The organism is Streptomyces sp. cg35 (assembly GCF_050410835.1).
GTDB lineage: Bacteria > Actinomycetota > Actinomycetes > Streptomycetales > Streptomycetaceae > Streptomyces.
Map to the genome: position 1 here is coordinate 7672168 of NZ_CP191268.1, position 23454 is coordinate 7695621.

General features: G+C 73.7%; 19 protein-coding genes. 12 read left to right on the forward strand and 7 right to left on the reverse strand.

Going from position 1 to position 23454, the window contains the following annotated elements; all coding sequences use genetic code 11:
* The first annotated feature begins 11 nt into the window (after window positions 1-11).
* The 5 genes from ACQUQD_RS35450 to ACQUQD_RS35470 all read left to right on the forward strand — a co-directional run bounded on the left by ACQUQD_RS35450 (window position 12) and on the right by ACQUQD_RS35470 (window position 6729).
* Window positions 12-653 (forward strand): isochorismatase family protein, encoded by a 642-nt coding sequence (locus tag ACQUQD_RS35450; protein ID WP_428956286.1) that lies wholly within the window; start codon window positions 12-14, stop codon window positions 651-653.
* Window positions 650-883, forward strand: a complete 234-nt coding sequence (locus ACQUQD_RS35455) for a phosphopantetheine-binding protein (RefSeq protein WP_428956287.1) — start codon at window positions 650-652, stop codon at window positions 881-883. The genes ACQUQD_RS35450 and ACQUQD_RS35455 overlap by 4 nt, the downstream gene beginning before the upstream one ends.
* On the forward strand, window positions 880-4764 hold the full coding sequence (locus ACQUQD_RS35460; protein ID WP_428956288.1) for an amino acid adenylation domain-containing protein: 3885 nt from the start codon (window positions 880-882) through the stop codon (window positions 4762-4764). Before ACQUQD_RS35455 ends, ACQUQD_RS35460 begins: the two co-directional genes overlap by 4 nt.
* Window positions 4765-4966: 202 nt before the next feature.
* Window positions 4967-5770 carry a class I SAM-dependent methyltransferase gene (locus ACQUQD_RS35465; protein ID WP_428956289.1) on the forward strand — a complete coding sequence of 268 codons (804 nt, stop codon included), beginning with the start codon at window positions 4967-4969 and terminating at the stop codon, window positions 5768-5770.
* A 68-nt stretch (window positions 5771-5838) separates the two neighbouring features.
* Window positions 5839-6729, forward strand: coding sequence for an NAD(P)-dependent oxidoreductase (locus ACQUQD_RS35470; protein ID WP_428956290.1), 891 nt, complete (start codon window positions 5839-5841; stop codon window positions 6727-6729).
* Between the two features lie 10 nt (window positions 6730-6739).
* On the opposite strand, the gene ACQUQD_RS35475 is transcribed toward ACQUQD_RS35470, so the two are convergent.
* A complete protein-coding gene (locus ACQUQD_RS35475; RefSeq protein ID WP_428956291.1) occupies window positions 6740-7147 on the reverse strand; it encodes a CoA-binding protein in 408 nt (135 codons plus the stop codon).
* Window positions 7148-7351: 204 nt separating this feature from the next.
* Here ACQUQD_RS35475 and ACQUQD_RS35480 point away from each other — a divergent pair, with 204 nt between their 5' ends.
* Window positions 7352-8350, forward strand: coding sequence for an arabinan endo-1,5-alpha-L-arabinosidase (locus ACQUQD_RS35480; RefSeq protein ID WP_428956292.1), 999 nt, complete (start codon window positions 7352-7354; stop codon window positions 8348-8350).
* Between the two features lie 3 nt (window positions 8351-8353).
* Here the strand turns inward: ACQUQD_RS35480 and ACQUQD_RS35485 are convergent, their stop codons facing one another.
* On the reverse strand, window positions 8354-10324 hold the full coding sequence (locus ACQUQD_RS35485; protein WP_428956293.1) for an APC family permease: 1971 nt from the start codon (window positions 10322-10324) through the stop codon (window positions 8354-8356).
* 115 nt (window positions 10325-10439) lie between these two features.
* Here ACQUQD_RS35485 and ACQUQD_RS35490 point away from each other — a divergent pair, with 115 nt between their 5' ends.
* The 4 genes from ACQUQD_RS35490 (at window position 10440) to ACQUQD_RS35505 (ending at window position 16433) form a co-directional block, all read left to right on the forward strand.
* Window positions 10440-11060: a YigZ family protein gene (locus ACQUQD_RS35490; protein ID WP_428956294.1), complete on the forward strand. Its 621-nt coding sequence runs from the start codon at window positions 10440-10442 to the stop codon at window positions 11058-11060.
* A gap of 201 nt (window positions 11061-11261) precedes the next feature.
* Window positions 11262-11792 (forward strand): IS5 family transposase, encoded by a 531-nt coding sequence (locus ACQUQD_RS35495; protein ID WP_428956295.1) that lies wholly within the window; start codon window positions 11262-11264, stop codon window positions 11790-11792.
* A 367-nt stretch (window positions 11793-12159) separates the two neighbouring features.
* Window positions 12160-13323 carry an exonuclease SbcCD subunit D gene (locus ACQUQD_RS35500; RefSeq protein WP_428956296.1) on the forward strand — a complete coding sequence of 388 codons (1164 nt, stop codon included), beginning with the start codon at window positions 12160-12162 and terminating at the stop codon, window positions 13321-13323.
* On the forward strand, window positions 13320-16433 hold the full coding sequence (locus ACQUQD_RS35505) for an AAA family ATPase (RefSeq protein WP_428956297.1): 3114 nt from the start codon (window positions 13320-13322) through the stop codon (window positions 16431-16433). Before ACQUQD_RS35500 ends, ACQUQD_RS35505 begins: the two co-directional genes overlap by 4 nt.
* Window positions 16434-16525: 92 nt before the next feature.
* On the opposite strand, the gene ACQUQD_RS35510 is transcribed toward ACQUQD_RS35505, so the two are convergent.
* Complete coding sequence (locus tag ACQUQD_RS35510; RefSeq protein ID WP_428956298.1) at window positions 16526-16993, reverse strand: Lrp/AsnC family transcriptional regulator; 468 nt, start codon at window positions 16991-16993, stop codon at window positions 16526-16528.
* 151 nt (window positions 16994-17144) lie between these two features.
* On the opposite strand from ACQUQD_RS35510, the gene ACQUQD_RS35515 reads away from it, so the two are divergent.
* Window positions 17145-17639 carry a rhodanese-like domain-containing protein gene (locus ACQUQD_RS35515; RefSeq protein WP_428956299.1) on the forward strand — a complete coding sequence of 165 codons (495 nt, stop codon included), beginning with the start codon at window positions 17145-17147 and terminating at the stop codon, window positions 17637-17639.
* Window positions 17640-17656: 17 nt separating this feature from the next.
* Here the strand turns inward: ACQUQD_RS35515 and ACQUQD_RS35520 are convergent, their stop codons facing one another.
* The 3 genes from ACQUQD_RS35520 to ACQUQD_RS35530 form a co-directional block, all read right to left on the reverse strand.
* Window positions 17657-18445 carry an ATP-grasp domain-containing protein gene (locus ACQUQD_RS35520; RefSeq protein WP_428956300.1) on the reverse strand — a complete coding sequence of 263 codons (789 nt, stop codon included), beginning with the start codon at window positions 18443-18445 and terminating at the stop codon, window positions 17657-17659.
* 75 nt (window positions 18446-18520) lie between these two features.
* A complete protein-coding gene (locus ACQUQD_RS35525) occupies window positions 18521-20212 on the reverse strand; it encodes a DUF885 domain-containing protein (protein ID WP_428956302.1) in 1692 nt (563 codons plus the stop codon).
* Between the two features lie 19 nt (window positions 20213-20231).
* Window positions 20232-20720 carry an Lrp/AsnC family transcriptional regulator gene (locus tag ACQUQD_RS35530; protein WP_428956303.1) on the reverse strand — a complete coding sequence of 163 codons (489 nt, stop codon included), beginning with the start codon at window positions 20718-20720 and terminating at the stop codon, window positions 20232-20234.
* 60 nt (window positions 20721-20780) lie between these two features.
* On the opposite strand from ACQUQD_RS35530, the gene ACQUQD_RS35535 reads away from it, so the two are divergent.
* Window positions 20781-22031 carry a trans-sulfuration enzyme family protein gene (locus tag ACQUQD_RS35535; protein WP_428956304.1) on the forward strand — a complete coding sequence of 417 codons (1251 nt, stop codon included), beginning with the start codon at window positions 20781-20783 and terminating at the stop codon, window positions 22029-22031.
* Here the strand turns inward: ACQUQD_RS35535 and ACQUQD_RS35540 are convergent.
* On the reverse strand, window positions 21964-23352 hold the full coding sequence (locus ACQUQD_RS35540; RefSeq protein WP_428956305.1) for a GNAT family N-acetyltransferase: 1389 nt from the start codon (window positions 23350-23352) through the stop codon (window positions 21964-21966). The two genes, ACQUQD_RS35535 and ACQUQD_RS35540, sit on opposite strands and share 68 nt — an antisense overlap.
* Window positions 23353-23454 lie beyond the last annotated feature (102 nt).

The window sequence follows — 23454 nt, forward strand, 5'->3', positions numbered from 1 at the left end:
AGGCCCCCACCATGGCACTGCCCGCCATCGCCGCCTACCCCCTGCCCCGCCCGGACGAGCTGCCGGCCAACCGCGTCGCCTGGACCGTCGACCCCGCGCGCGCCGTCCTGCTCGTCCACGACCTGCAGCACCACTTCCTCGCCAAGTACCCCCAGAACGCGGAGCCGTTGACGGGCATGCTCGACAACACCGCCCGGCTCCTCAAGGAGAGCCGGCGGCTCGGACTCCCCGTCTTCTACTCCGCGCAGCGCGGCGGCCAGACACCCGAGGAACGCGGACTGCAACTCGACTTCTGGGGGCCCGGCGTCGCCGACGACCCGGCGGCGCTCGCCATGCCGGAGGCCGTCGCGCCCGAGGCCGGCGACACGGTCCTCACCAAGTGGAAGTACAGCGCCTTCGTGCGCACCGAACTCGAGTCGCTGATGCGGGAGTCGGGCCGCGACCAGCTGGTCGTCGTCGGCGTCTACGCCCACATCGGCGTCCTCATCAGCGCCGCCGACGCCTGGATGCGCGACATCCAGGCGTTCGTCGTCGCCGACGCCGTCGCCGACTTCACCCGCGAGGACCACGCCATGGCCCTGCGCTGGGCGGCGGGCCGCTGCGCCGTCGTCACCACCACCGACGCCCTCATCGAGGAGGTACGCACCGCATGACCCTCACCGTGGAACAGATCCGCGCCGACGTCGCCGACTGCCTCGGCGAGAACCCCGCCGACATCCCCGTCGACGAGAACCTCGTCGACCACGGCCTCGACTCCGTCCGCATCATGACCCTCCTGGAACGCTGGCGGCGCGACCACGGCGTCACCGCCTCCTTCGTCGACCTCGCCGAGAAGCCCGCCGTGGACGCCTGGGCCGCGCTGCTGGGGGTGGCCGCCGCATGACCGTGGTCATCAGGGAGGACACCGGCATGCGTGACCTCGTCCTGCCGCTCACCGCCGCCCAGTCCGGCATGTGGTTCGCCCAGGCCCTCGATCCGCTCAGCCCCGCGCAGAACACGGCCGAGTACCTGGAGATCGACGGGGAGCTCGACCCCGCCGTCTTCGCCGCCGCACTGCGCCGCGTCATCGCCGAGACCGACGCCCTGCGCGTCCGCGTCGAGGACACCCCCGACGGGCCGCGCCAACGGATCTCCGCCTTCGTCGAGCTGCCGCTCACCATGCGCCGGGACCTCGACGCGGAGCAGGCGCTCGCCTGGATGCGCGAGGATCTCGACCGGCCCTGCGACCTGGCGGCCGGGCCGCTGTTCGCGCACGCCCTCTTCCGGGTGGGGGAGCGGCGCTGGTTCTGGTACCAGCGCGTCCATCACCTCGTCATCGACGGCTTCGGGCACTCCCTGCTGGTGCGCCGCACCGCCGAGGTCTACACGGCGCTGGTGAACGGCACCGACCCCGGCCCGCGCCCGTTCGAGACGCTGGCCGACCTGCTCGCGCTCGACGCCGAGTACCGGTCGTCGGCGGACCACGCGGCCGACCGCGCGCACTGGAGCGCGGCCTTCGCCGACCGGCCCGAGGCATCGCGCCTCGCGGGCCGCGGCGCCCTGCCGTCGCGCACCTTCCGGCGCCGCACGACACAGCTGCCGCCGGACACGACGGAACAGCTGCGCGAACTCGCCGGACGGACCCGCGCCACCTGGCCCGACGTGTTCATCGCCGCGCAGGCCCTGTACACCGCGCGGGCCACCGGCCGCACCGAGGTCGTCCTCGGCCTGCCGATGATGGGCCGCATGGGCTCGGTGGCCCTGCGCGTGCCCGGCATGGTCATGAACGTGCTGCCGCTGCGCCTGACCGTCACCCCGGAGGCGACCTTCACCGAGCTCGTCCGCCACGTCGTCCTGGGCGTACGCGAGGCACGGCGCCACCAGCGCTACCGCTACGAGGACATCCGCCGCGACCTCGGCCTGCTCGGCGAGAACCGCGGCCTCGTCGGCCCGCTCGTCAACGTCATGCCGTTCGACTACGCCACCGACTTCGCGGGCGCCCCGGCGCGGGCCCACAACCTGTCGGCGGGCCCGGTCGACGACCTCACCGTCAACATCTACGACCGCGCCGACGGCCGCGGCCTGCGCATCGACCACGACGGAAACCCGGCCCTGTACGAGGACGACGACCTCGCCGCGCACCAGGCCCGGTTCGTCGACCTCCTGCGACGCCTCGCGCGCACGGACCCCGACACCCCGCTCGCCGGCCACCCCATCGCGACACCGGCCGAACTCGCCCTGGTCCTCGACGAGTTCAACCGCACGGAACGCGCCTTGCCCCCGACGACCCTCATCGGACCGATCGGCGCGCAGGCGGCCCGCACCCCGGACGCGGTGGCGCTGGTCCACGGCGACACCACCCTGACCTACGCCGAACTCGACACCCGCGCCAACCGGCTGGCCCGGCACCTGCAGAGCCTCGGCGCCCGGCCGGGCGAGATCGTGGCGGTCTCCGTGCCCCGGTCCGCCGACCTGGTCGTGGCGCTCCTGGCCGTCCTGAAGTCCGGCGCCGCGTACCTGCCGCTCGACCCGGACTATCCCGAGCAGCGCCTCGCGTACATGCTCGACGACGCCCGGCCCGTGTGCGCGGTCACCGACCGCGCGGGCCGACTGCCCGCCGGCGGCGGGACGCCGCTCGTGGTCCTCGACGGCCTGGACGTCTCCCCGTACGCCCCGGTCGACCCGGCCCGCGCGCTCACCCCCGCGCATCCCGCGTACGTCATCTACACCTCCGGGTCGACCGGCCGCCCCAAGGGCGTCGTCGTGCCGCACTCGGCGATCGACAACCGGCTGCGCTGGATGCAGCACGCGTATCCGATCGGCGCCGACGACCGGGTGCTGCAGAAGACACCCTCGTCGTTCGACGTGTCCGTGTGGGAGTTCTTCTGGCCGCTGCGCCAGGGCGCGACACTGGTCGTCGCCGAGCCGGGCGGTCACCGGGACCCGGCCTACCTGGCCCGGCTGATCCGTGAACAGGCCGTCACCACCTGCCACTTCGTCCCGTCGATGCTCCAGGTCTTCCTGGCCGAGGCCGACGCCCCCTCGTGCGGGACGGCGCTGCGCCGCGTGTTCTGCAGCGGCGAGGCACTGCCGCGCGACACGGCGAGCACCTTCGCTCGGGCGCTGCCGGGCGTCGAGCTGCACAACCTGTACGGCCCGACCGAGGCCGCCGTCGACGTCACCTACCACGCCTGCGCGCCGGACGGCACGGGCCCGGTGCCCATCGGACGCCCCGTCTGGAACACCCGTCTGTACGTCCTCGACCCGGCCGGACAGCCGTGCCCGCCCGGTGTCGTGGGTGAACTGCACCTGGCCGGGCGGCAGTTGGCGGACGGATATCTGAACCGCGACGAACTGACGGCGGACCGCTTCGTCCCCGACCCCTTCCGGGGCGGCCGGATGTACCGCACCGGTGACCTCGCCCGCTGGACCGAGCGCGGCGAGGTCGAGTACCTCGGCCGCACCGACCACCAGGTCAAGCTGCGCGGCCAGCGCATCGAACCCGGTGAGATCGAGGCCGCGCTCGCGGCGCAGCCCGGCGTCGACGGCGCCTGCGCCCTGGTGCGCGAGGACCGCCTGGTCGGCTACGTGACCGGCGACGCGGACCCCGTCCGGCTGCGCGCCGCGCTGGCCCGCGAACTCCCCGAGCACATGGTCCCGTCCGCCGTCGTCCCGCTGCCCGCCTTCCCGCTCACCCCCAACGGCAAGCTGGACCGCGGCGCCCTGCCCGCCCCGGTCTTCGCCGGCAGCGGCGCCGCGGGGCGCCCCGCGAACCGGCGCGAGGAGACGCTGACCCGCCTCTTCGCCGAGGTCCTCGGCGTCGCGCAGGCGGGCCCGGACGACGCCTTCTTCGACCTGGGCGGCACCTCGCTCCTCGCGGTACGCCTCGTCGCCCGGATCCGCGAGGAACTCGGCGCCGAGCTGACCATCGGCTCCCTCTTCGAGGCCCCGACACCGGCCGCGCTGGCCGCCCGCACCACCGATGCGTCCCCCGTGTCCGGCGACGCCCTCGACGTGATCCTGCCGCTGCGCCCCCAGGGCGAGCGCCCGCCCCTCTTCGCGATCCACCCGGCGGGCGGCATCTCCTGGTGCTACGCGGGCCTGACCGCCCGTCTCGACCGGGACCAGCCGGTGCACGGCATCCAGGCCCGCGGCCTGACGACGGACGCGCCGCTGCCGGCCACGCTGTGGGAGCAGGCCGCCGACTATGTGTCCCGCATCCGTGAGATCCGGCCGCAGGGCCCCTACCGGCTGCTCGGCTGGTCCGTCGGCGGCATCCTCGCGCACACCGTCGCCGTCCTGCTCCAGGAAGCGGGGGAGCGGGTCGACCTCCTCGCGCTCCTGGACGCCTTCCCCGCGGAACAGTGGCGCGAGCGCCCGGCCCCGGAGGAGGGCGACGCGCTCACCGCGGTGCTGCGCATGGCCGGATTCGAGCGCGGCACCGAACGCACCCGCGACGACGTCCTCGCCACCCTCCGCACGGCGGGCAGCCCCCTGGCGGGCCTCACCGACGGCACGCTGTCCCGCATCGTCGACATCGTGCCGAACCACGCCCGCATGATGCGCGCCCACACCCATCGCCGCTTCGACGGCGACGTCCTGTTCTTCACGGCGGCGGCGCCCCGCCCGGAGAGCTGGCTGACCCGCGAGGCCTGGCGCCCGCACGTGACCGGCGAGGTGGCCAACCACGACCTGCCGTGCACGCACCCGGAGTTGCTGCGGGACGACCACGTGGAGGTGATCGCGAAGGCGCTCTCCCTGCGCCTGGACCGGCTCGCCGACTGAGGCCGTGCGGTCCCGCCCCGCTCACCCGGGCGGGACCGCGACGCCCGCGCCAGGAATGATCACGAAGCGGCCGCGACCGGCGTCCGCACTCCGTCCCGTGCGCCGCGGGAACCCAGCCCGGTCAGCGGCCGGAACCCGTCTGGCGGGACTGCCGGTCCGGTTCTGAGCCGGGCACCCGGCGCGGGCCCGTAGCGTGGCCCGGATGACCGATCAGGACCGTGAACGCCTGCGCCGCACCTTCACCGAGGACGCCGAACTCTACGACCGCATGCGGCCCGGCTATCCGCCGCAGCTGTACGACGACCTGGCGGACCTCGCGGGGGCGGGCCCCGGCTGCCGGGTCCTCGAAGTGGGCCCCGGAACGGGCCAGATGACCGTGCCGCTCGCCGAGCGCGGCTGCCGGATCGTCGCGGTGGAACTCGGCCCCGCGATGGCCGCGGTGGCCGGCCGCAAGCTGGCGGACCGTCCCGGGGCGGAGGTCGTCGTCGCCGAGTTCGAGACGTGGCAGCTGCCGCCCCACCCCTTCGACCTGGTGCTCGCGGCGACGTCCTGGCACTGGATCGACCCGAGGATCCGGGTGGCGAAGGCCGCCGACGCGCTGCGCCCCGGCGGGAGCCTCGCGACGGTGTCGACCCATCACATCAAGGGCGGCACCGAGCCGTTCTTCGCCGCGGCCCAGCGCTGCTACGAGCGGTTCGACCCGACGACCCGGCCCGGCATCACCCTGGAACCCGCGTCGCGGATCCCCAGGGACAGCGCGGAACTGGCGGAATCGGACTCCTTCACCTCGGTCGTCTTCCGCCGCTACGCATGGGACGCGACGTACACGGCAGAGCAGTACCTCGACCTGCTGTCGACCTACTCGGGCCACCGCGACCTCGACGCCACGGCGCGCGCCGGACTGTACGACTGTCTCGCCGCCCTCATCGACCGACGGCACGGCGGACATGTCACCAAGCGCTACATGACGGAACTTCGCCTCGCCCGCCGCGCGGGAGCCGGGTGAGCCGCTTCCGGCCGGATGCGCGGGCCTAAGCTCGACCGGCACGCAACGACAAGGGAGCTGACGACACCATGAGCGACAGGCCGACCGTAGCGGTGCTGGGCACCGGGATCATGGGCGCGGCGATGGCCCGGAACATCGCACGGGCCGGACACCCCGTCCGGGCCTGGAACCGCAGCCGCGACAAGGCCGAACCGCTGGCCGCCGACGGCGTGCACATCGCCGACACCCCGGCCGAGGCCGTGGCGGACGCCGACATCGTCCTGACGATGCTCTACGACGGGCCCGCCGCCCTGGACACCATGCGGCAGGCCGCGGACGGGCTGCGGCCGGGCGCCGCCTGGCTGCAGTCGACCACCGCGGGCCTCGACGCGCTCGACGACCTGGCCGCTTTCGCCGCCGCCCACGACCTGGTCCTCTTCGACGCGCCGGTGCTCGGCACCCGCCAGCCCGCGGAGGCCGGACAGCTCCTGGTCCTCGCCGCGGGCCCGAGCGCGCACCGGGACACCGTGACGCCCGTCCTCGACGCCGTCGGCACGCGCACCGTGTGGACCGGCGAGGACGGCGCGGCCGGCTCCGCGACCAGGCTGAAGCTCGTGGCCAACAGCTGGGTGCTGGCCGCCACCAACGCCGCCGGCGAGGTGCTCGCCCTGTCGCAGGCGCTCGGCGTGGACCCGCAGAACTTCTTCGACGCCATCGCGGGCGGCGGCCTGGACATGCCCTATCTGCGACTCAAGGCGGGCCTGGTCCTGGAGGACCGGCTCACCCCCGCCCAGTTCGCGGTGTCCACGGCCGCGAAGGACGCCCGCCTGATCGTCGAGGCGGGGCGGCAGCACGGCGTCCGCCTCGACGTCGCCGAGGCGAGCGAGGCCCGGCTGACCCGCGCCGCCGACCAGGGGCACGGGGACGAGGACATGGCCGCCGCCTACTTCGCCTCCTTCGAGGAGGACCCCGCGCGGTGACGAGCCGCGCTCAGCCGAGCCGCGGGATCTCGATCGCCGGGCACCGGTCCATCACCATGTCCAGGCCGGCCGCGCGGGTGCGCTCGTAGGCCGCCTCGTCGATGACCCCGAGCTGGAACCAGACGGCCTTGGCGCCGACGGCGACGGCCTCGTCGGCGACGGGACCCGCGAGCTCGCTGTTGACGAAGACGTCGACCACGTCGACCGGGAAGGGAACGGCCTCCAGCGACGGATAGCCCTGCTCCCCGTGCACCGTCTCGGCCTTCGGGTGCACGGGGACGACCCGCTTGCCGAAGCGCTGCAGCACCTCGGCGACCCCGTACGCGGCGCGCGCCCGGTTCGACGACAGCCCGACGACGGCCCACGTGTCGCCGGACTCCGTGAGGATCTTCCGGATGGTGCCTGGTTCGGCGTACATGCTGACTCCCTAGCGACGCGGAACTTCCTGTCCCCGGGCAACCTCTCAGGGACGCCACGGATTCCAGGATGTCGGCCGGCCCTGCGGAAACCATTGACGCAACACGCCTTCGATTCTACGGTCCCGTCCGAAGTCGCGACCACTGTCCGGGATTTCGGACGCATGGGTCCGTCGAGCCGTCCCCGCAGCGCCAAGGAGCCCCGCGTGAGCCGCACCTCCCGCCGTACCTCCGGCCGCACCTCCCGCCGCACCAGAACCGCCCTGCTGGCCGTCCCCGCGGCCCTCGTCCTCGCCCTGGTCCCGTCGGCCGCGTCCGCGTACCCGAACCCCGGGCACGTGACCGGCGACACCGTCGTCCACGACCCGACCATGATCCGTACCCCGGCCGGGAAGTACCTGCTGTACGCGACCGGCGGCGGGCTCGGGTCCCGTACCTCGGGCGACCGGATCGCCTTCACGGCCGGCGCCGACGCGTTCGGCGGCAAGCCGTCGTGGTGGTCGTCGTACGCCACCGAGGCCTGGGCGCCCGACATCTCGTACCACGGCGGCAAGTACCTGATGTACTACGCCGTCTCGACCTTCGGCTCCAACAAGTCGGCGATCGGCCTGGCCGGTTCCAGCACCGGACTGCCCGGCTCGTGGACCGACCACGGCATCGTCCTGACCTCCACCACATCCAGCGACTACAACGCCATCGACCCGAACCTCTTCGTCGACGACGACGGGAAGTGGTGGCTGTCGTTCGGGAGCTGGTGGACCGGCATCAAGATGATCCGGATCGACCCGTCCACCGGCAAGCAGTACGCGGGCGACACCCCCCGCTACGCCCTCGCCTCCCGCCCGAGCGGGACCAAGGCCGTCGAGGCCCCCTCCCTCGTCAAGCGCGGCGGCTCCTACTACCTGTTCGCCTCGTACGACGTGTGCTGCTCCGGCACCTCCTCCACGTACAAGGTGAAGGTCGGGCGCGCGAGCAGCGTCAAGGGCCCGTACTACGACAAGAACGGCGTCGCCCTGATGAACAACGGCGGCACGCCCGTGCTGGAGTCGCACGGCAGCGTCATCGGGCCGGGCGGGCAGTCGATCATGAACGACGCGGACGGCGACCTGATCGTCTACCACTACTACGACGGCAACGACAACGGCACGCCGAAGCTCGGCGTCAACCTCCTTGACTGGAGCAGCGGCTGGCCCGTCGCGTACTGATCCTCAGCCGACGTGCACGCGCGGCCGGCGCTCCGGATCGGGCTCCGCGCGGCGCAGCACCTCACGGGTGACCGGGGCGACCTCGCCGTCGCCGAAGACGAGGAAGCGCAGCAGATGGCTGACGGGGTGGCCCTCGGTCCAGTTGAAGTAGGCGTGCGGGACCTCGCCCGTACGGTCGCGCAGGTTCATCAGGACCGCGGCGACGGTGTTCGGGACGCCCGGGCCGTGCACCCGCAGGCGGCGCACCCCGTGCTTCTCGTCGCCGTGCACGACGAGGTCCTCGGTGAAGTCGGAGGAGTCCTGGATGAAGACCTCCAGGAAGAGCACCGGGCCGCCCTCGGGGATGTGCGTGTCCTCGCGCTGGCAGTACTCCTTGTCGCGGTACTCGGCCGTGCTGTGCTCCTGCGGCTCGTTCGCGATGATCCGCAGCGGGCCGCGGGCCGCCGCCTCGTCGATGATCGACACGGCCGCGTCGTCGAACGTGACGGCGCCCGCCCGCAGTTCGAAGGCGCGGTGCACCCGGGAGGCGAAGGAGGAGACGAGGATCGCCACGATGAAGATCAGGGCGATCTTGATGCCGTCGGGGCGTTCCACGACGTTCGTGACGAGCGTGTAGGCGAAGACCGCGGTGATCACGCCGAAGCCGACCGCCGCCCGGCGGTGACCGCGCCGGTGCACCGCGACCGTCGACGCGAACGACGCCGACAGCATGAGGACGAGGACGCCGGTCGCGTAGGCGCCCGACTGGTCGTCGACGTTCGCGTTGAACCACAGGGTGATGGCGACCGCCGCCGCCATGAAGGTGAGGACCAGGGGGCGCACGGCCCGCGTCCACTCCGGGGCCATGCCGTAGCGCGGCAGATAGCGGGGGACCAGGTTCAGCAGCCCCGCCATGGCGGAGGCGCCGGCGAACCAGAGGATGCAGATCGTCGAGACGTCGTAGACCGTGCCGAAGCCCTCGCCGAGGTACTCGTGCGCGAGATACGCGAGCGCACGCCCGTTGGCCGAACCGCCCGACTCGAACTCGTCCTGCGGGATCAGGATCGTCGTCGCCAGGCTGGAGAGCAGCAGGAAGCCGCTCATGATCAGCGCGGCCGTGGTGAGCAGTTTGCGGGTGTCGCGGATGCGGCCCGCCGGTCTGGCGAAGGTGTCCGAGGCATCGCCCTTGACCTGCGGCATCACCGCCACACCGGTCTCGAAGCCCGACATGCCGAGCGCCAGCTTCGGGAAGACGAGCAGCGCGACGCCCACCATCACGAACGGCGAGGAGTGCTCGGCCGTCATCGCGTCCCACCAGTTGCCGATCTTGACCGGCGCGGTGAGGACATGGACGGCGGCCGTGACGAGCACGACGACGTTCAGGGTGAGATAGGCGGCGACCAGCACGACCGCGACCCGGATCGCCTCCTGGAACCCCTTCAGGAAGACCGCGCCGAGCGCCGCGAGCAGGACCAGCGTGATCCAGGTGTTCGCGCCGTGCAGGGCCTCGGGCGCGAAGGGGTTCTCCACGACGTGGGCCGCCGCGTCCGCCGCCGACAGCGTCATGGTGATCATGAAGTCGGTGGCGGCGAAGCCCAGCAGCACCAGCACGAACAGCTTCCCCGCCCACCAGGGCAGCAGCCGCTCCAGCATCGCGATCGAGCCCTCGCCGTGCGGCGACTCCTTGGCGACCCTGCGGTACACGGGCAGGGCGCCCAGCAGGGTGAGCGCGATCAGCACCAGCGTCGCGAGCGGCGACAGCAGGCCCGCGGCGAGGGCCGCGATGCCGGGCTGATAGCCGAGCGTGGAGAAGTAGTCCACACCGGTCAGGCACATCACCCGCCACCACTTGTGGCCCTGGTGCTCCGCCGGAACATGCCCGTGCGGGCCCTGGTGGCGGGCCGTCCGGTCGCTCAGCCCCTCCAGCAGCCAGGAACGCCAGCGGTGCGTGGGGGCGGGCGAGGCGGCCGGGCTCTCGGCGGGGGTGCCGGTCATGTGGGGATGCTTCCTGTCGGGCGGCTCTCTTTGACGACGTGCGAGTATCCACCACATCCTCACCCGCACCCTGGGCGGGGGCGAGTCCGGCGACACCGGCGCATACGCTGGTCCGATGCAGGACGAGTACCGCACCGTGGCCCGCGAGGGCGTGCACGAGACAGAGATCAACCGCTCCCGGTTCCTGTGCGCGCTCGCGCCCGCCGCGACGGAGGAGGAGGCCCAGGCCTTCGTCGCCCGCATCCGCAAGGAACACCCGACGGCCAGCCACAACTGCTACGCGTACGTCATCGGCGCCGACGCCTCCGTGCAGAAGGCCAGTGACGACGGCGAGCCCGGCGGCACCGCGGGCGTGCCGATGCTGCAGATGCTCACCCGACGCGAGATGCGGTACGTCGTCGCCGTCGTCACCCGGTACTACGGAGGCGTGAAACTCGGCGCCGGCGGGCTCATCCGGGCCTACGGGGGCGCGGTGGGGGAGGCGCTCGACGCGCTCGGCACCGTGACCCGACGCAGATTCCGGCTCGCCACGGTCACCGTCGACCACGCGCGGGCCGGAAAGATGGAGAACGATCTGCGGGCCACCGGCCGGGAGGTCCGCGACGTCCGCTACGGCGAGGCCGTCTCCATCGAGATCGGGCTGCCCGAAGGGGACGTCGAGCGGTTCCAGGGCTGGCTGGCGGACGTGAGCGCGGGCAGCGCCGGGTTCGAGCTGGGCGGGGAGGCGTACGGCTAAGGCCTGTCCGGCGGATCAGGTCGCGTCCGGGTGGCCCGTGCCGTTCTGTGCCAGACCCCGCGCCCGCGACAAGATCCGCCGGACAGGCTCTAGGAGATCCGAGGAGCGCGGTGCGGGGCGGAGCCCTGGGACCTGAGGTGCTCCGCCCGGGGCCCGGCACCGGCGGCCCCGCGACTTTCCCGGAAAAGGGGCGGGACGCGTGTGGAGGCCGATGGGCGGGAGGCACTGGGACGCTCGCGGGGCGGACTGACCACGAAAATCCATCTGTTGGCCGACGACCGGGCCCGCCCGCTGATCTGGCTCACCTCGCCGGGCCAGCGGGGCGACAGCCCCATGCTGCTGCCGGTGCTGGAGACGCTGCGTGTTCCTCGCCGCGGGCCCGGCCGCCCACGCCGCCGCCCGGACCGGGTGCGCGGCGACAAGGCGTACTCCAGCCGCGACAACCGCGCCCACCTGCGGCGTCGGGGCATCAGGGCGACCATCGCCGAGCCGGACGACCAGCGGGCCAACCGCCACAACCGTGGCCGGGCCGGCGGCCGTCCACTCGCCTTCGACAAGACCCAGTACCGACGTCGCAACGCGGTCGAGCGCTGCGTCAGCAAGTGGAAACAGTTCCGGTCGGTGGCCAGCCGCTACGACAAGCGCGACTACATCTTCAACGGCACCCTCACCGTCACCGCGCTCGTCATCTGGCTCCGCGACACCGTCCAAGAGCCATCAGAAACGACCTAGGCGGCGGCGCGGCGACAGACGGCACTCCAGACACGCGACAGATCGACGTGGCGTCGCCGTGTGAGTTCCTGCCGTTCGTCGGACATGGTCGAGATCGAACCAGCCGCCGGTCCCGCGGTCGAGACGGCTTTGGCGAAGCGGCTGTCGGGAATCCCTTCCACGGAGTGCCGGCGCGGGCCGAAACCCCCATGCCGGAGCGGTACTTGGAAGGGAATCCCCATCGGCCGCGCCCGTCCGGGACCGCGTCCACGATGCGGAACGCGGGTTCCTGGTCCGCGCGAGGCGGGCGTTGTGCCAGGTCCGGCCGGTCCGGGCGGTTCGGCCGTTCCGGCCGTGATGTCCGACCCAGCGGTTAGCCTCGTGTGTCATGAGGCTGCTGCACACGTCCGACTGGCATCTGGGCCGCGCGTTCCACCGCGTGAGCATGCTCGACGCCCAGGCCGCGTTCATCGGCCACCTCGTCACCACCGTGCGCGAGCGCGGCGTGGACGCGGTGGTCGTGTCGGGCGACGTCTACGACCGGGCGGTCCCGCCGCTCGCGGCCGTCGAGCTGTACGACGACGCGCTGCACCGCCTCGCCGAGCTCGGCGTACCCACGGTGATGATCTCCGGGAACCACGACTCGGCCCGCCGCCTCGGTGTCGGAGCCGGACTCATCGGGCGCGCCGGCATCCACCTCCGTACGCAGCCGAGCCGCTGCGCCGACCCCGTCGTCCTGCCGGACACCCACGGGGACGTGGCCTTCTACGGACTGCCGTATCTGGAGCCCGCGCTCGTGAAGGACGAGTTCGGCGTCCCCAAGGCGGGCCACGAGCAGGTGCTCGCCGCCGCGATGGAGCGGATCCGCGCCGACCTCGCCGGGCGCGCCGCCGGCACCCGCTCCGTGGTCCTCGCGCACGCCTTCGTGACCGGGGGCGCGCCGAGCGACAGCGAGCGCGACATCACGGTCGGCGGTGTCGCCGCCGTCCCCGCCGGTGTCTTCGACGGCGTCGACTACGTGGCGCTCGGGCATCTGCACGGCAGCCAGGTCATCTCCGAGCGCGTCCGCTACTCCGGCTCTCCGCTGCCGTACTCCTTCTCCGAGGCCGACCACCGCAAGAGCATGTGGCTCGTCGACCTCGACGAGGCGGGCGCCGTCACCGCCGAGCGGATCGACTGCCCCGTGCCCCGGGCGCTCGCCCGTGTCCGCGGGGACCTGGCGGACCTGCTCGCCGATCCGGACCTCACCGTCCACGAGGAGTCCTGGGTGGAGGCCACCCTCACCGACGCGGTCCGGCCCGACGACCCCATGGCCCGGCTGACCGACCGCTTCCCGCACACCCTCAGCCTGCTCTTCGAACCGCGCCGCGCCGACACCCGGCCGGACGCCACCTACGCCGAGCGCCTCAAGGGGCGTGACGACCACGAGATCGCGGAGGACTTCGTGACCCATGTCCGGGGCGCCGGGCCCGACGACGACGAGCGGGCGGTGCTGCGGGACGCGTTCGACGCCGTCCGCGCCGACGACGTGGTGCGCGAGGTCGCCCGGTGAGGCTGCACACCCTGCGCATCACGGCGTTCGGCCCCTTCGGTGGGACACAGGAGATCGACTTCGACGCGCTGTCGTCCGCCGGCCTCTTCCTGCTGCACGGGCCGACCGGCGCCGGCAAGACCTCCGTCCTCGACGCGGTCTGCTTCGCCCTGTACGGATCCGTGCCCGGCGCCCGGCAGAGCGGCAGCGGCCAGGGACAGAACCTGCGCAGCGATCACGCCGAGCCGGGCGTGCGCACCGAGGTCGTCCTCGACCTGACCGTCGCGGACCGCCGCCTGGAGCTCACCCGGCAGCCGCCGTTCGCCCGCCCCAAGAAGCGCGGCACCGGGACGACCACGGAGAAGGCGCAGAGCTGGCTGCGCGAGTACGACGCCGTGGCGGGACAGTGGAAGGACCTCAGCCGCTCCCACCAGGAGATCGGCGAGGAGATCACCCAGCTGCTCGGCATGAGCAAGGACCAGTTCTGCCAGGTGGTGCTGCTGCCGCAGGGGGATTTCGCCCGGTTCCTGCGCGCCGACGCGGAGGCGCGCGGCAAGCTCCTCGGCCGCCTCTTCGACACGCACCGCTTCGCCGCCGTCGAGCAGCGGCTCGCCGAGGACCGGCGCGGCGCGGAGAAGCAAGTGACCACCGGGGACACCGCGTTGCTCGCCGAGGCGCACCGCATGCAGCAGGCCGCGGGCGACCTCGTCGAACTGCCGCCGGTCGACGCGGCCCCCGGTGACCCCGGCCTCGCGGACGCCGTCCTGGCCTGGGCCGCGACCGCCCGCTCCACCGCGCGCGAGCACTACACGCACACCCATCTCGCCCTCGCCGCGGCCGAGTCGGCGCGCGCGGCGGCACAGCGCGACCTGGTCGACGTCACCGAGACGGAGCGCCTGCAGCGCCGCTTCGCCCAGGCCCGGGCGCGGGCGGCCGCGCTCGCGGACCGCGCCGAGGAGCACCGGGAGCTCGAACAGCGGATGGAGCGGGGCCGCAAGGCGGAGACGGTCGCGCCCGCGCTCTCCCTGCGCGAGGCGGCGGAGGCCGAGCACCGGGCGGCGCTGCGGGACGAGGACCGGGCCCGTGGCGCTCTCCGGGCGGCCCGGCCGCTGGTCGCCGAGGCGGATGCCCCGGACGGCCTGTTCCCGGAACCGGACGACCGGGCCGTTCAAGAAGAGCCCGACCCCGCCGTCGTACCGGAGCCGCTCGCCGACGCGGGACCCGCCGCCCTCGCCGAGGCCGCACGGCGTGTCGCCCAGGAGCTCGGCGGGCTCGCCTCGGCGCGCCGCGCCGAGCGCAGACTCGCCGGGCTCGCGGACGAGCGCGCCGGACTCGACCGGGAGGAGCGCGCCGACACCGAACTCCTCGACGAGGCCGGCACCTGGCTCGCCGCCTGGGACGCGCGCCGCGCCGCACTCCAGATGGGGGTCGACGACGCCCAGGAGGCGGTCACCCGCGCCGAGCACCTCGCCGGACAGCTGGACCCCGCGCGGCAGCGGGCCCGCGCCGCGGTGGAGCGGGACCGGCTCGCGACGCAGGCCGAGGACGCCGAGGCCGCCGTGCTGCGGGCCCGCGAGGACGCGGCCGCCGCGCACGAGCACTGGCTCGGCCTGAAGGAGCAGCGGCTGCGCGATGTCGCCGCCGAGCTCGCCGAGGGCCTCGTCGACGGCGCCCCCTGCACCGTGTGCGGCGCCACCGAACACCCCGCGCCGATGCGCAAGTCCGCGGGCCACGTCGACCGCGCCGCCGAGGAGAGCGCCCTCGCCGCCTACCGCAGCGCCGACGGGCGGCGCACCGACACCGAGCGCGCCCTGGGCGCCGTACGGGAGGAACTGGCCGCCGCGAAAGCCGCCGCCGGGGACGAGGCGGCCGCCGGGCTCGCCGAGGCCGTCCGGGATCTCGAGGCACGACACGCGGAGGCCCGCGCCGCGGCGTCCGCCGTGCACGCGGCGCGCGAGAGCCTCACCCAGGCGGAGAGCGAGCACGACCGGCGGCTCACGGCCCGCCAGGAAGCCGCCACACGGACCGCCGCCCGCGCCTCCCTCAGGGAGGCGCTGGAGCGTGAGCAGGCCTCACTGGAGCGCGAGTTGAGGCAGGCCCGCGGCAGCGCCGAGAGCGTCGAGGCGCGCGCGGCCCAGCTGGAGCGGCACGCACAGCTGCTCACCGAGGCGGCCGACGCGGCCCGCGCCGTCGAGGACACCGCGACCCGGCTCAAGGACGCGGACGCACGACTCGCCGACGCCGCGTTCCGGGCCGGGTTCGACACGCCGCGGGCCGCGGCCGCCGCCCTCCTCGACGACGCCGGGCACCGGGAGCTCCAGCACCGCCTGGACGCCTGGCAGTCGGAGCAGGCCGCGGTGCGCGCGACGCTCGCCGAGGAGGATGCCGCGGCGGCCGCCCGCAGGCCCGAGGCCGATGTCGTGGCCGCCCGCGCCGCGGCCGACGCCGCCGACGCGCGGGTGCGCGCCGCGGACTCCGCGCGGGACGCCGCTGCCCGCCGCTGCGACGAACTGGACCGGCTCTCCCGGCGCGCCGCCACCGAGGCCCGCCGCCTCGGCCCGCTGCGCACGACGTACAACCGGATCGCCCGGCTCGCCTCGCTCGCGGCCGGCACCTCCGCCGACAACGAGCGCAAGATGCGCCTGGAGTCGTACGTCCTCGCCGCCCGCCTCGAACAGGTGGCGGCCGCGGCGACCGCCCGGCTGAGCCGGATGTCGTCCGGCCGGTACACGCTGGTCCACTCCGACTCCCTTGCGGGGCGCGGCCGTTCGGGCCTGGGACTGCACGTCGTCGACGCCTGGACCGGCCGCGAGCGCGACACGGCGACCCTCTCCGGCGGCGAGACCTTCTTCGCCTCGCTCGCCCTCGCGCTGGGCCTCGCGGACGTCGTCACCGACGAGGCGGGCGGTGTCCGCCTCGACACCCTCTTCATCGACGAGGGGTTCGGCAGCCTCGACGACCAGACCCTCGACGAGGTCCTCGACGTCCTCGACGCGCTGCGCGAGCGGGACCGCAGCGTCGGCATCGTCAGCCACGTCGGTGACCTGCGCCGCCGTGTGCACGCGCAGCTGGAGGTCGTGAAGGGGCGGGCGGGATCGGTGGTGCGGCGGCGCGGGGCCGACGGGTCGTGACGGCGGGGCCGGGCGCGTGCTTCAGGCCCCGGCCGCCGAGGGGGCGGGCGGGGGACCGGCCCTGACGTCCGGTCAGTGAGCGATCTCCCTGTTCAGTGACCGATCTCCCTGCGCGGCAGCGGCGAGGAGTACACCACGCTCGTGGTCACGGACCCCAGCGCGCCGATCTTGCCCGAGACCTCCTCCAGATGACTCATGGAGCGGGCCGCGACCTTGATGACGAAACAGTCGTCGCCGGTGACGTGGTGCGCCTCCAGGATCTCCGGCGTCACCTCGACCAGGTCGTGGAAGGGCTTGTAGTTCCCGTTCGGGTAGCGCAGCCGTACGAACGCGAGGATCGGCAGGCCGAGCCGCTCCGGCACCACCACCGCCGCGTACCCCGCGATGACCCCGGCCTCCTCCAGCCGGCGCACCCGCTCCGTGACGGCGCTCGCGGACATGGACACGGCCCGCGCCAGCTCGGCGTAACTGGCGCGGCCCTCGCGCTGCAGCACCTGCAGAATGCGCCAGTCGGTGGCGTCAGGGACATGGACGGGCGCGGCGGTGGAATCAGCGGTCATGGTCGAGAGATAGCAGGGGATTCCCCGGCGGATCAAGAGGGATGCCGGGGATCGACCCTTCAGGAAGACGATCACTGCCCGTAGATTTCTGGCCAGGGAACGGGCCGCCGCACCGCCCGCACCACGAGCACCGAACGACGGAGGACGCCGCATGACCACGACCGCCACGACCGCCACGACCCCCGGCAACCCGGTCCTGCGGGTCGCCCCCGCCTCGCCCGCCGCCGCTGCCGCCTACTTCGGCGCGAGCCTCGCCTTCCACGCCGACGTGTCCGACGTGGCGGCGGCACTGGCCGCGGACGGCGACCCCGGGTTCGTCCTCCTCGACTCGCGCTCCACCGCGTCCTGGGACCAGGGCCACGTCCCCGGCGCGGTCCACCTGCCGACCGCGCTGATAGCGGAGCAGGCCGAGCAGCTCCTGGACAAGGCCGTGCCCGTCGTCACCTACTGCTGGGGCCCCGGCTGCAACGGCGCGACCCGGGCCGCCCTCGCCCTCGCCGAACGCGGCTTCCAGGTCAAGGAGATGCTCGGCGGGTTCGAGTACTGGGTGCGCGAGGGCTTCGCGTACGAGACGTGGGAGGGGCCCGCGCGCAAGGACGCCGACCCGCTGACCGCGCCCGTCGACGCCGACGACTGCGGCTGCTGAACCCGGCCCCGGGCCGGTCAGCCGACCCGGGGCGGCGACGCGCGCAGGAAGCGGGTGTCCCGGCGGCCGACAGAGCCCGCCGGACAGGCCGCACGCAGCACCACGTCGAGGGCGGCGTCCGGGTCGCAGGCGTAATGACCGCTCGCCCAGGCCGCGTTGGCCTCCACGACGGCCCAGCCGCCGTCGTGGGCCAGCCGTCCCACGTCGACGACCACCGCACTCGGCAGCTGAGCGGCCGGCAGTCGCGCCGCGAACGTCAGGACCTCGCCGCGCAACGGGTCGTCATCGAGCGGCACCACAGCGAGCGCGCCGCGCGTACCGGCTCGCGGTGCGCACCTCCCCGTCGAGCAGGAACAACCGGTACTCCACGTCGAAGGCCACGATGTCGCTGACCAGCACCGGTGTGGTGTCGTCGACCGCGTCCGGGCCCGGCAGCCGACTGCCGTCCGGGTAGACGCGGGCCGGGAAGCTCTTGTCGTTGGGGGCTTCACGAACGCCGGACGCCGCAGCCCGCGGGCCGCGGCGACGGTCGTCAACTCGATGTCCCTGCGGGTGAGTTCACGCGGCAGCCCGGCCAGCCAGCCGGGGGCCGCCTCCAGCAGCCCGAGCCCCAGCTCGCGGGAGACCGCGTCCGCGAAGAGCGGCCCCGCGTACAGGGACGCGCCCGGACAGCCTCGCAAGACGTCCGGCGTACGCCACGCCGTCAGCGTCTCGACATGCAGCCCGCGCCGTCGGGCGGCGCCCGCCAGCGCCTGGCCGGTGTCCGTGAGACGGGGCGAGAGGAAGAGGGTGCGGGGCGTACTCATGAAGCGAGGATGGGCCGGGCGGGGCAGCGGGGCCAGTGGATTTCCGCCCCGTCCGTCCCGCCCGTCCACCGGGACCTACAGCGCGGACAGCTCGTCCACCAGGTCGTCCAGGCCCAGCGATCCCTGGGACAGCGCCGCCATGTGCCACGCCTTCGCGTCGAAGGAGTCGCCGTGCGCCGCCTGCGCGTTGGCCCGGCCGAGCAGCCACGCCCGCTCGCCCAGCTTGTAGCCGATGGCCTGGCCGGGGACCGACAGGTACCGGGTCAGCTCGCTCTCCACGAAGTCCGCGGGACGGCTGCTGTGCGCCCCGAAGAACTCCTGCGCCAGGTCCGCGGTCCACCGCTCGCCCGGGTGGAACGGCGAGTCCGCCGGGATCTCCAGCTCCAGGTGCATCCCTATGTCGACGATGACCCGCGCCGCACGCATCATCTGCGCGTCCAGGTAGCCGAGCCGCGTCTCCGCGTCGGTGAGGAAGCCCAGCTCGTCCATCAGACGCTCCGCATACAGCGCCCAGCCCTCGGAGTTGGCGGAGACCCCGCCGACCGTCGCCTGGTAGCGGGAGAGATCCTCGGCGACGTGCGTCCACTGGGCCAGTTGCAGATGGTGGCCGGGGACGCCCTCGTGGTACCAGGTGGACAGCAGGTCGTAGACCGGGAAGCGGGTCTCGCCCATGGTGGGCAGCCAGGTGCGCCCCGGCCGCGAGAAGTCCACCGACGGAGACGTGTAGTAGGGCGCGGCGGCGCTGCCGGGCGGCGCGATGCAGGACTCCACCTTCCGCACCCGCTCGGCGAGTTCGAAGTGGGTGCCGTCGAGCGCCTCGATGGCCTCGTCCATGACGTTCTGCAGCCACTGCCGCACCTCGTCGACACCCTCGATGTGCCGCCCGTGCTCGTCGAGATGGGCCAGCGCCACCCACGGCGTCCCGGCGCCCGGCAGGATCTTCTCCGCCTCGGCGCGCATCTCGGCGAGCAGCCGGTGGAACTCGCTCCAGCCGTACGCGTACGCCTCGTCCAGGTCGAGGTCGGCGCCGGTGTAGTACCGCGACCAGCGCGCGTACCGCTCACGGCCCACCACGTCGGGGGAGCCCTCGATCGCGGGCGCGTACACGTCGCGCATCCAGTCGCGCAGGCCGACCGTCGCCGCGTCGGCGGTCCGCGCCGCCTCGGTGAGCTCGCCGCGCAGCGCCGCGGGCCCGTCGGCGGTGAACTGCTCGAACCAGCCGCGCTCCTGACCCGCCCACTCCGTGAGCTGCCCGATGAACGTCGCCGTCGGGCGCGGGCCGCCGTGCAGCTTCCGCTCCAGGCCACGCTCCAGCGTCTCGCGGTACCCCGCGAACGCCACGGGCACCGCGCGCAGCCGCTCCTCGATCGCCGCCCAGTCCTCGTCGGTGTCGGTGGGGGTGACCGTGAAGACGTCGCGCACGCGGTGGACCGGCGAACCCAGGTTGGCGACGGCGCGCAGCGGCTCATCGGCGTCGTGCACGGCGAGCTGTGCCGTCAGCCGCTCGCGCAGCAGCCGCCCGCACCGCCGCTCGACCGCGCTGTCGGCACCCGGCGCGCGCTCCGCCTCGTCGAGCCGCGCGAGCGTCCCGCGGGCCAGCTCGGCCAGCGCGTCGAGGCCCGCGGGCGAGAGATCGGGCAGCTTGCTGTGGGACGCGCGGTCGCCGAGATACGTTCCCTTGACGGGATCGAGGGCGACGAGGGCGTCGACATAGGCGTCGGCGACCTGGCGGGGCAGCTGGTGCTGGGTGTGCGACGTGTCTGGCATGCGGACATCCTCGTACGAGTCAGGGGGCCGCGTCACCATCGGGTGGCAGCAGCGGACCGCACTCCCACTGCTGGAAGATGAGCCGGGTCTCGACGCGCGCCACCTCGCGCCGCGACGTGAACTCGTCGAGGACGAGGCGCTGCAGATCCGCCATGTCGCGCACGGCGACCTGCACCAAGTAGTCGTCGGGCCCGGTGAGATGGAACACCGTGCGGGCCTCGGGCAGCGCCCTGATCCGCTCCACGAACGGGCCGACCAGCTCCCTGCGGTGCGGGCGCACCTGGACGGACAGCAGCGCCTGCAGCCCGCGGCCCAGCCGCGCCGGGTCGAGCCGCAGCACATGCCCGAGGATGACCCCGCAGCGGCGCAGCCGGCTCACCCGGTCCAGACACGTCGACGGGGCGACACCGACCTGCGCGGCCAGGTCGCGGTAGGTGGTGCGGGCATCGTTCTGCAGCAGCCGCAGTATCTCCAGATCAACCGGATCGAGTACGACGGAGTCGGCCATCCGCCGAACGTAGCACGGGAGTTGCCCCCTCCACTCCGCCCGGTGTTCAGCCTTGGGCGCATGGACACCCACGAGGACGTGACGTACCCCCGGACCCCTTCCCGCCCCCGGGCCCTCGCCACCGAAGCCGTGCACGCCGGCCGCGACGATCTCGCCGCCCTCGGCCTGCACGCCCCGCCGATCGACCTGTCCACCACCTATCCGTCCGCCGACAGCCGCGCCGAGGCCGCCCGCATCGACGCGTTCGCCGCCGACGGCGTCCTCGACGACGGACCGCCGGTCTACGGCCGGCTCGGCAACCCGACCGTCGCCCGCTTCGAGACGGCCCTCGCCCGCCTCGAAGGCACCGATGCGGCGGTCGCGTTCGCGAGCGGCATGGCGGCGCTGACCGCGACACTTCTCGTACGCCTCGGAGCGGGCCTGCGCCATGTCGTCGCGGTCCGCCCGCTCTACGGATGCAGCGACCACCTGCTGACGGCGGGTGCGCTCGGCTCGGAGGTCACCTGGGTCGACCCGGCGGGCATCGCCGACGCGATCCGGCCCGACACGGGACTCGTCATGGTGGAGTCGCCGGCCAACCCGACCCTCGCCGAGGTCGACCTGCGCGCCGTCGCCCATGCCTGCGGCTCCGTACCGCTGCTCGTCGACAACACCTTCGCCACGCCGGTACTGCAACGGCCCGTCGAGAGCGGGGCGCGGCTGGTGCTGCACAGCGCCACCAAGTACCTGGGCGGGCACGGGGACGTGCTCGGCGGGGTCGTGGCGTGCGACGAGCCGCTCGCCCGGGAACTGCGCAAGGTGCGGTTCGCGACGGGCGGCGTGCTGCATCCGCTCGCCGGATATCTCCTGCTGCGCGGCCTGTCCACGCTGCCGGTACGGGTGCGCGCCGCCTCGGCGACCGCGGCGGAACTCGCCCGGCGCCTGGCCGGCGACCCGCGCGTGACCCGCGTCCACTATCCGCGGATCGGCGGCGCCATGGTGGCCTTCGAGGTCGCCGGTGACCCGCACGCGGTGACCGCCGGGGTCCGGCTCGTCACCCCGGCGGTCAGCCTCGGCAGCGTCGACTCGCTCATCCAGCACCCGGCCTCGATCAGCCACCGGGTCGTGGCCGCCGACGACCGCAGGGCGGCGGGCGTCGGCGACCGGCTGCTGCGCCTGTCGGTCGGCCTGGAGGACGTCGAGGACCTGTGGGCCGATCTCGACCGGGCCCTCGGAGACGGGGAGGGCCACGGGCGCGACGTGGTCAGTGCTGTTCGGCCTGCTCGTACGGCGGACGGGACGCCACCGGTGTCGCGCCGAGCCGCGCGGTGATCACCAGCGTGCCCTCCTCGATCTGGTAGTCGAGCGGCAGATCGAGGCCGCGCATCGCCGCGACCATGCCCGTGTTGGACGCCTGGGTGACCGCGTACACGCTCTCGCAGCCCGCCTCGATCGCCAGCCCGACGAGGCGGCCGAGCAGTTCGGCGCCGATGCCCCGGCGCTGCCAGTCGTCCTCCACGAGCAGCGCGATCTCGGTCTCGTCGCCGTCCCACAGCAGATGGCCGAGCGCGACGATCCGGCCCGAGGCGGTCTGCGCGGCGAGGGTGCGGCCGAAGCGAGGGCTGAGCAGGTGGTTGAGATAGCGGTCCGCGTCGCCGACGGGGCCGTGGTAGCGCATGCTCAGCGTCCGCTGCGAGCACCGCTCGTGCATCTCCTTCGACGCCGCGAGGTCCGCGACGTCCGCGCGCCGCACCGTGATGTCGTTGCCCTCGGGCAGCGTGAGCACGTGCTCACCGCGCGGCACGCGCGGGCCGAGGCGCGCGTCGAGCTCCACGAGGGCGCGGGCCCGCGCGAACTCGGTCGGGGTGAACGGCAGATACGGCCGCTCCACGGTGATCACCCCGCCCTCCGGGGTGCGCAGCCGCATCGCGGTCTCGTCGAAGCCGCCCTCGACCGGTGCCGCCGCCGCGGCGGGCAGCGACCTGATGGTGCACCGGCCCAGCAACTGGCGCAGGGCCAGCGGCAGTTCGGCCGCGTCCAGAGCGGTGCGCGTGGCCAGTCCCAGGATCCGGGTGGGGGCGTCCACCAGGTCGTGGGCGTCGGCCCGCTCGATCCAGGTGCCGGATCCGCCGGCGCCGGCCACGGCGCGGGTCAGCTCGGCGGCGGGCAGGTCGTGCGGGGCGCGCAGCAGGAACTCGTCCACGGTGCCGTCGGCCAGCGGGTGCGTCTGCAGGCTCAGGATGTCCACGCGTCGCCCGGCGAGGGCGGTGCACAGCACGGCGAGCGAACCCGGCTCGTCCCGGACCGTCGTGCGCATCCGCCACAGCACGCTCTGCGCCGGGTCGAGCGGTGCCGCCCCGGCCTGTCGCCCGGCCGCCGCCTCGTCCTCGTCGGAGGCGGACGGCCGGGCGCCGGTATCAGGCGACGGCGGTGCGTGCCCCGGGCGTCGTGACCACCACACGTGGAACCCCGCCGTGGCGAGCAGCACCACCGCCGAGACCACCAGGAGCCCGGGCCCGTCGGGACCGTGCCCGATCATGTTCGCCACGGCGTCCGCCACCGCCACCGCCGTGAACAGGGCGGCGAGTTCCACCAGATCCCTGCGCCAGTGGTGGACCGGACGACCGTGCTTCACTCGTGTCACATCAGACATGTCTTGACTCATGCATCCACTGTGAAGGAACGGTGTTGCGTGATCACGAACGGTTTGTGACCGACGGGTTAAGAGTGTCTATGCCCGTTTTATTCGGTATTT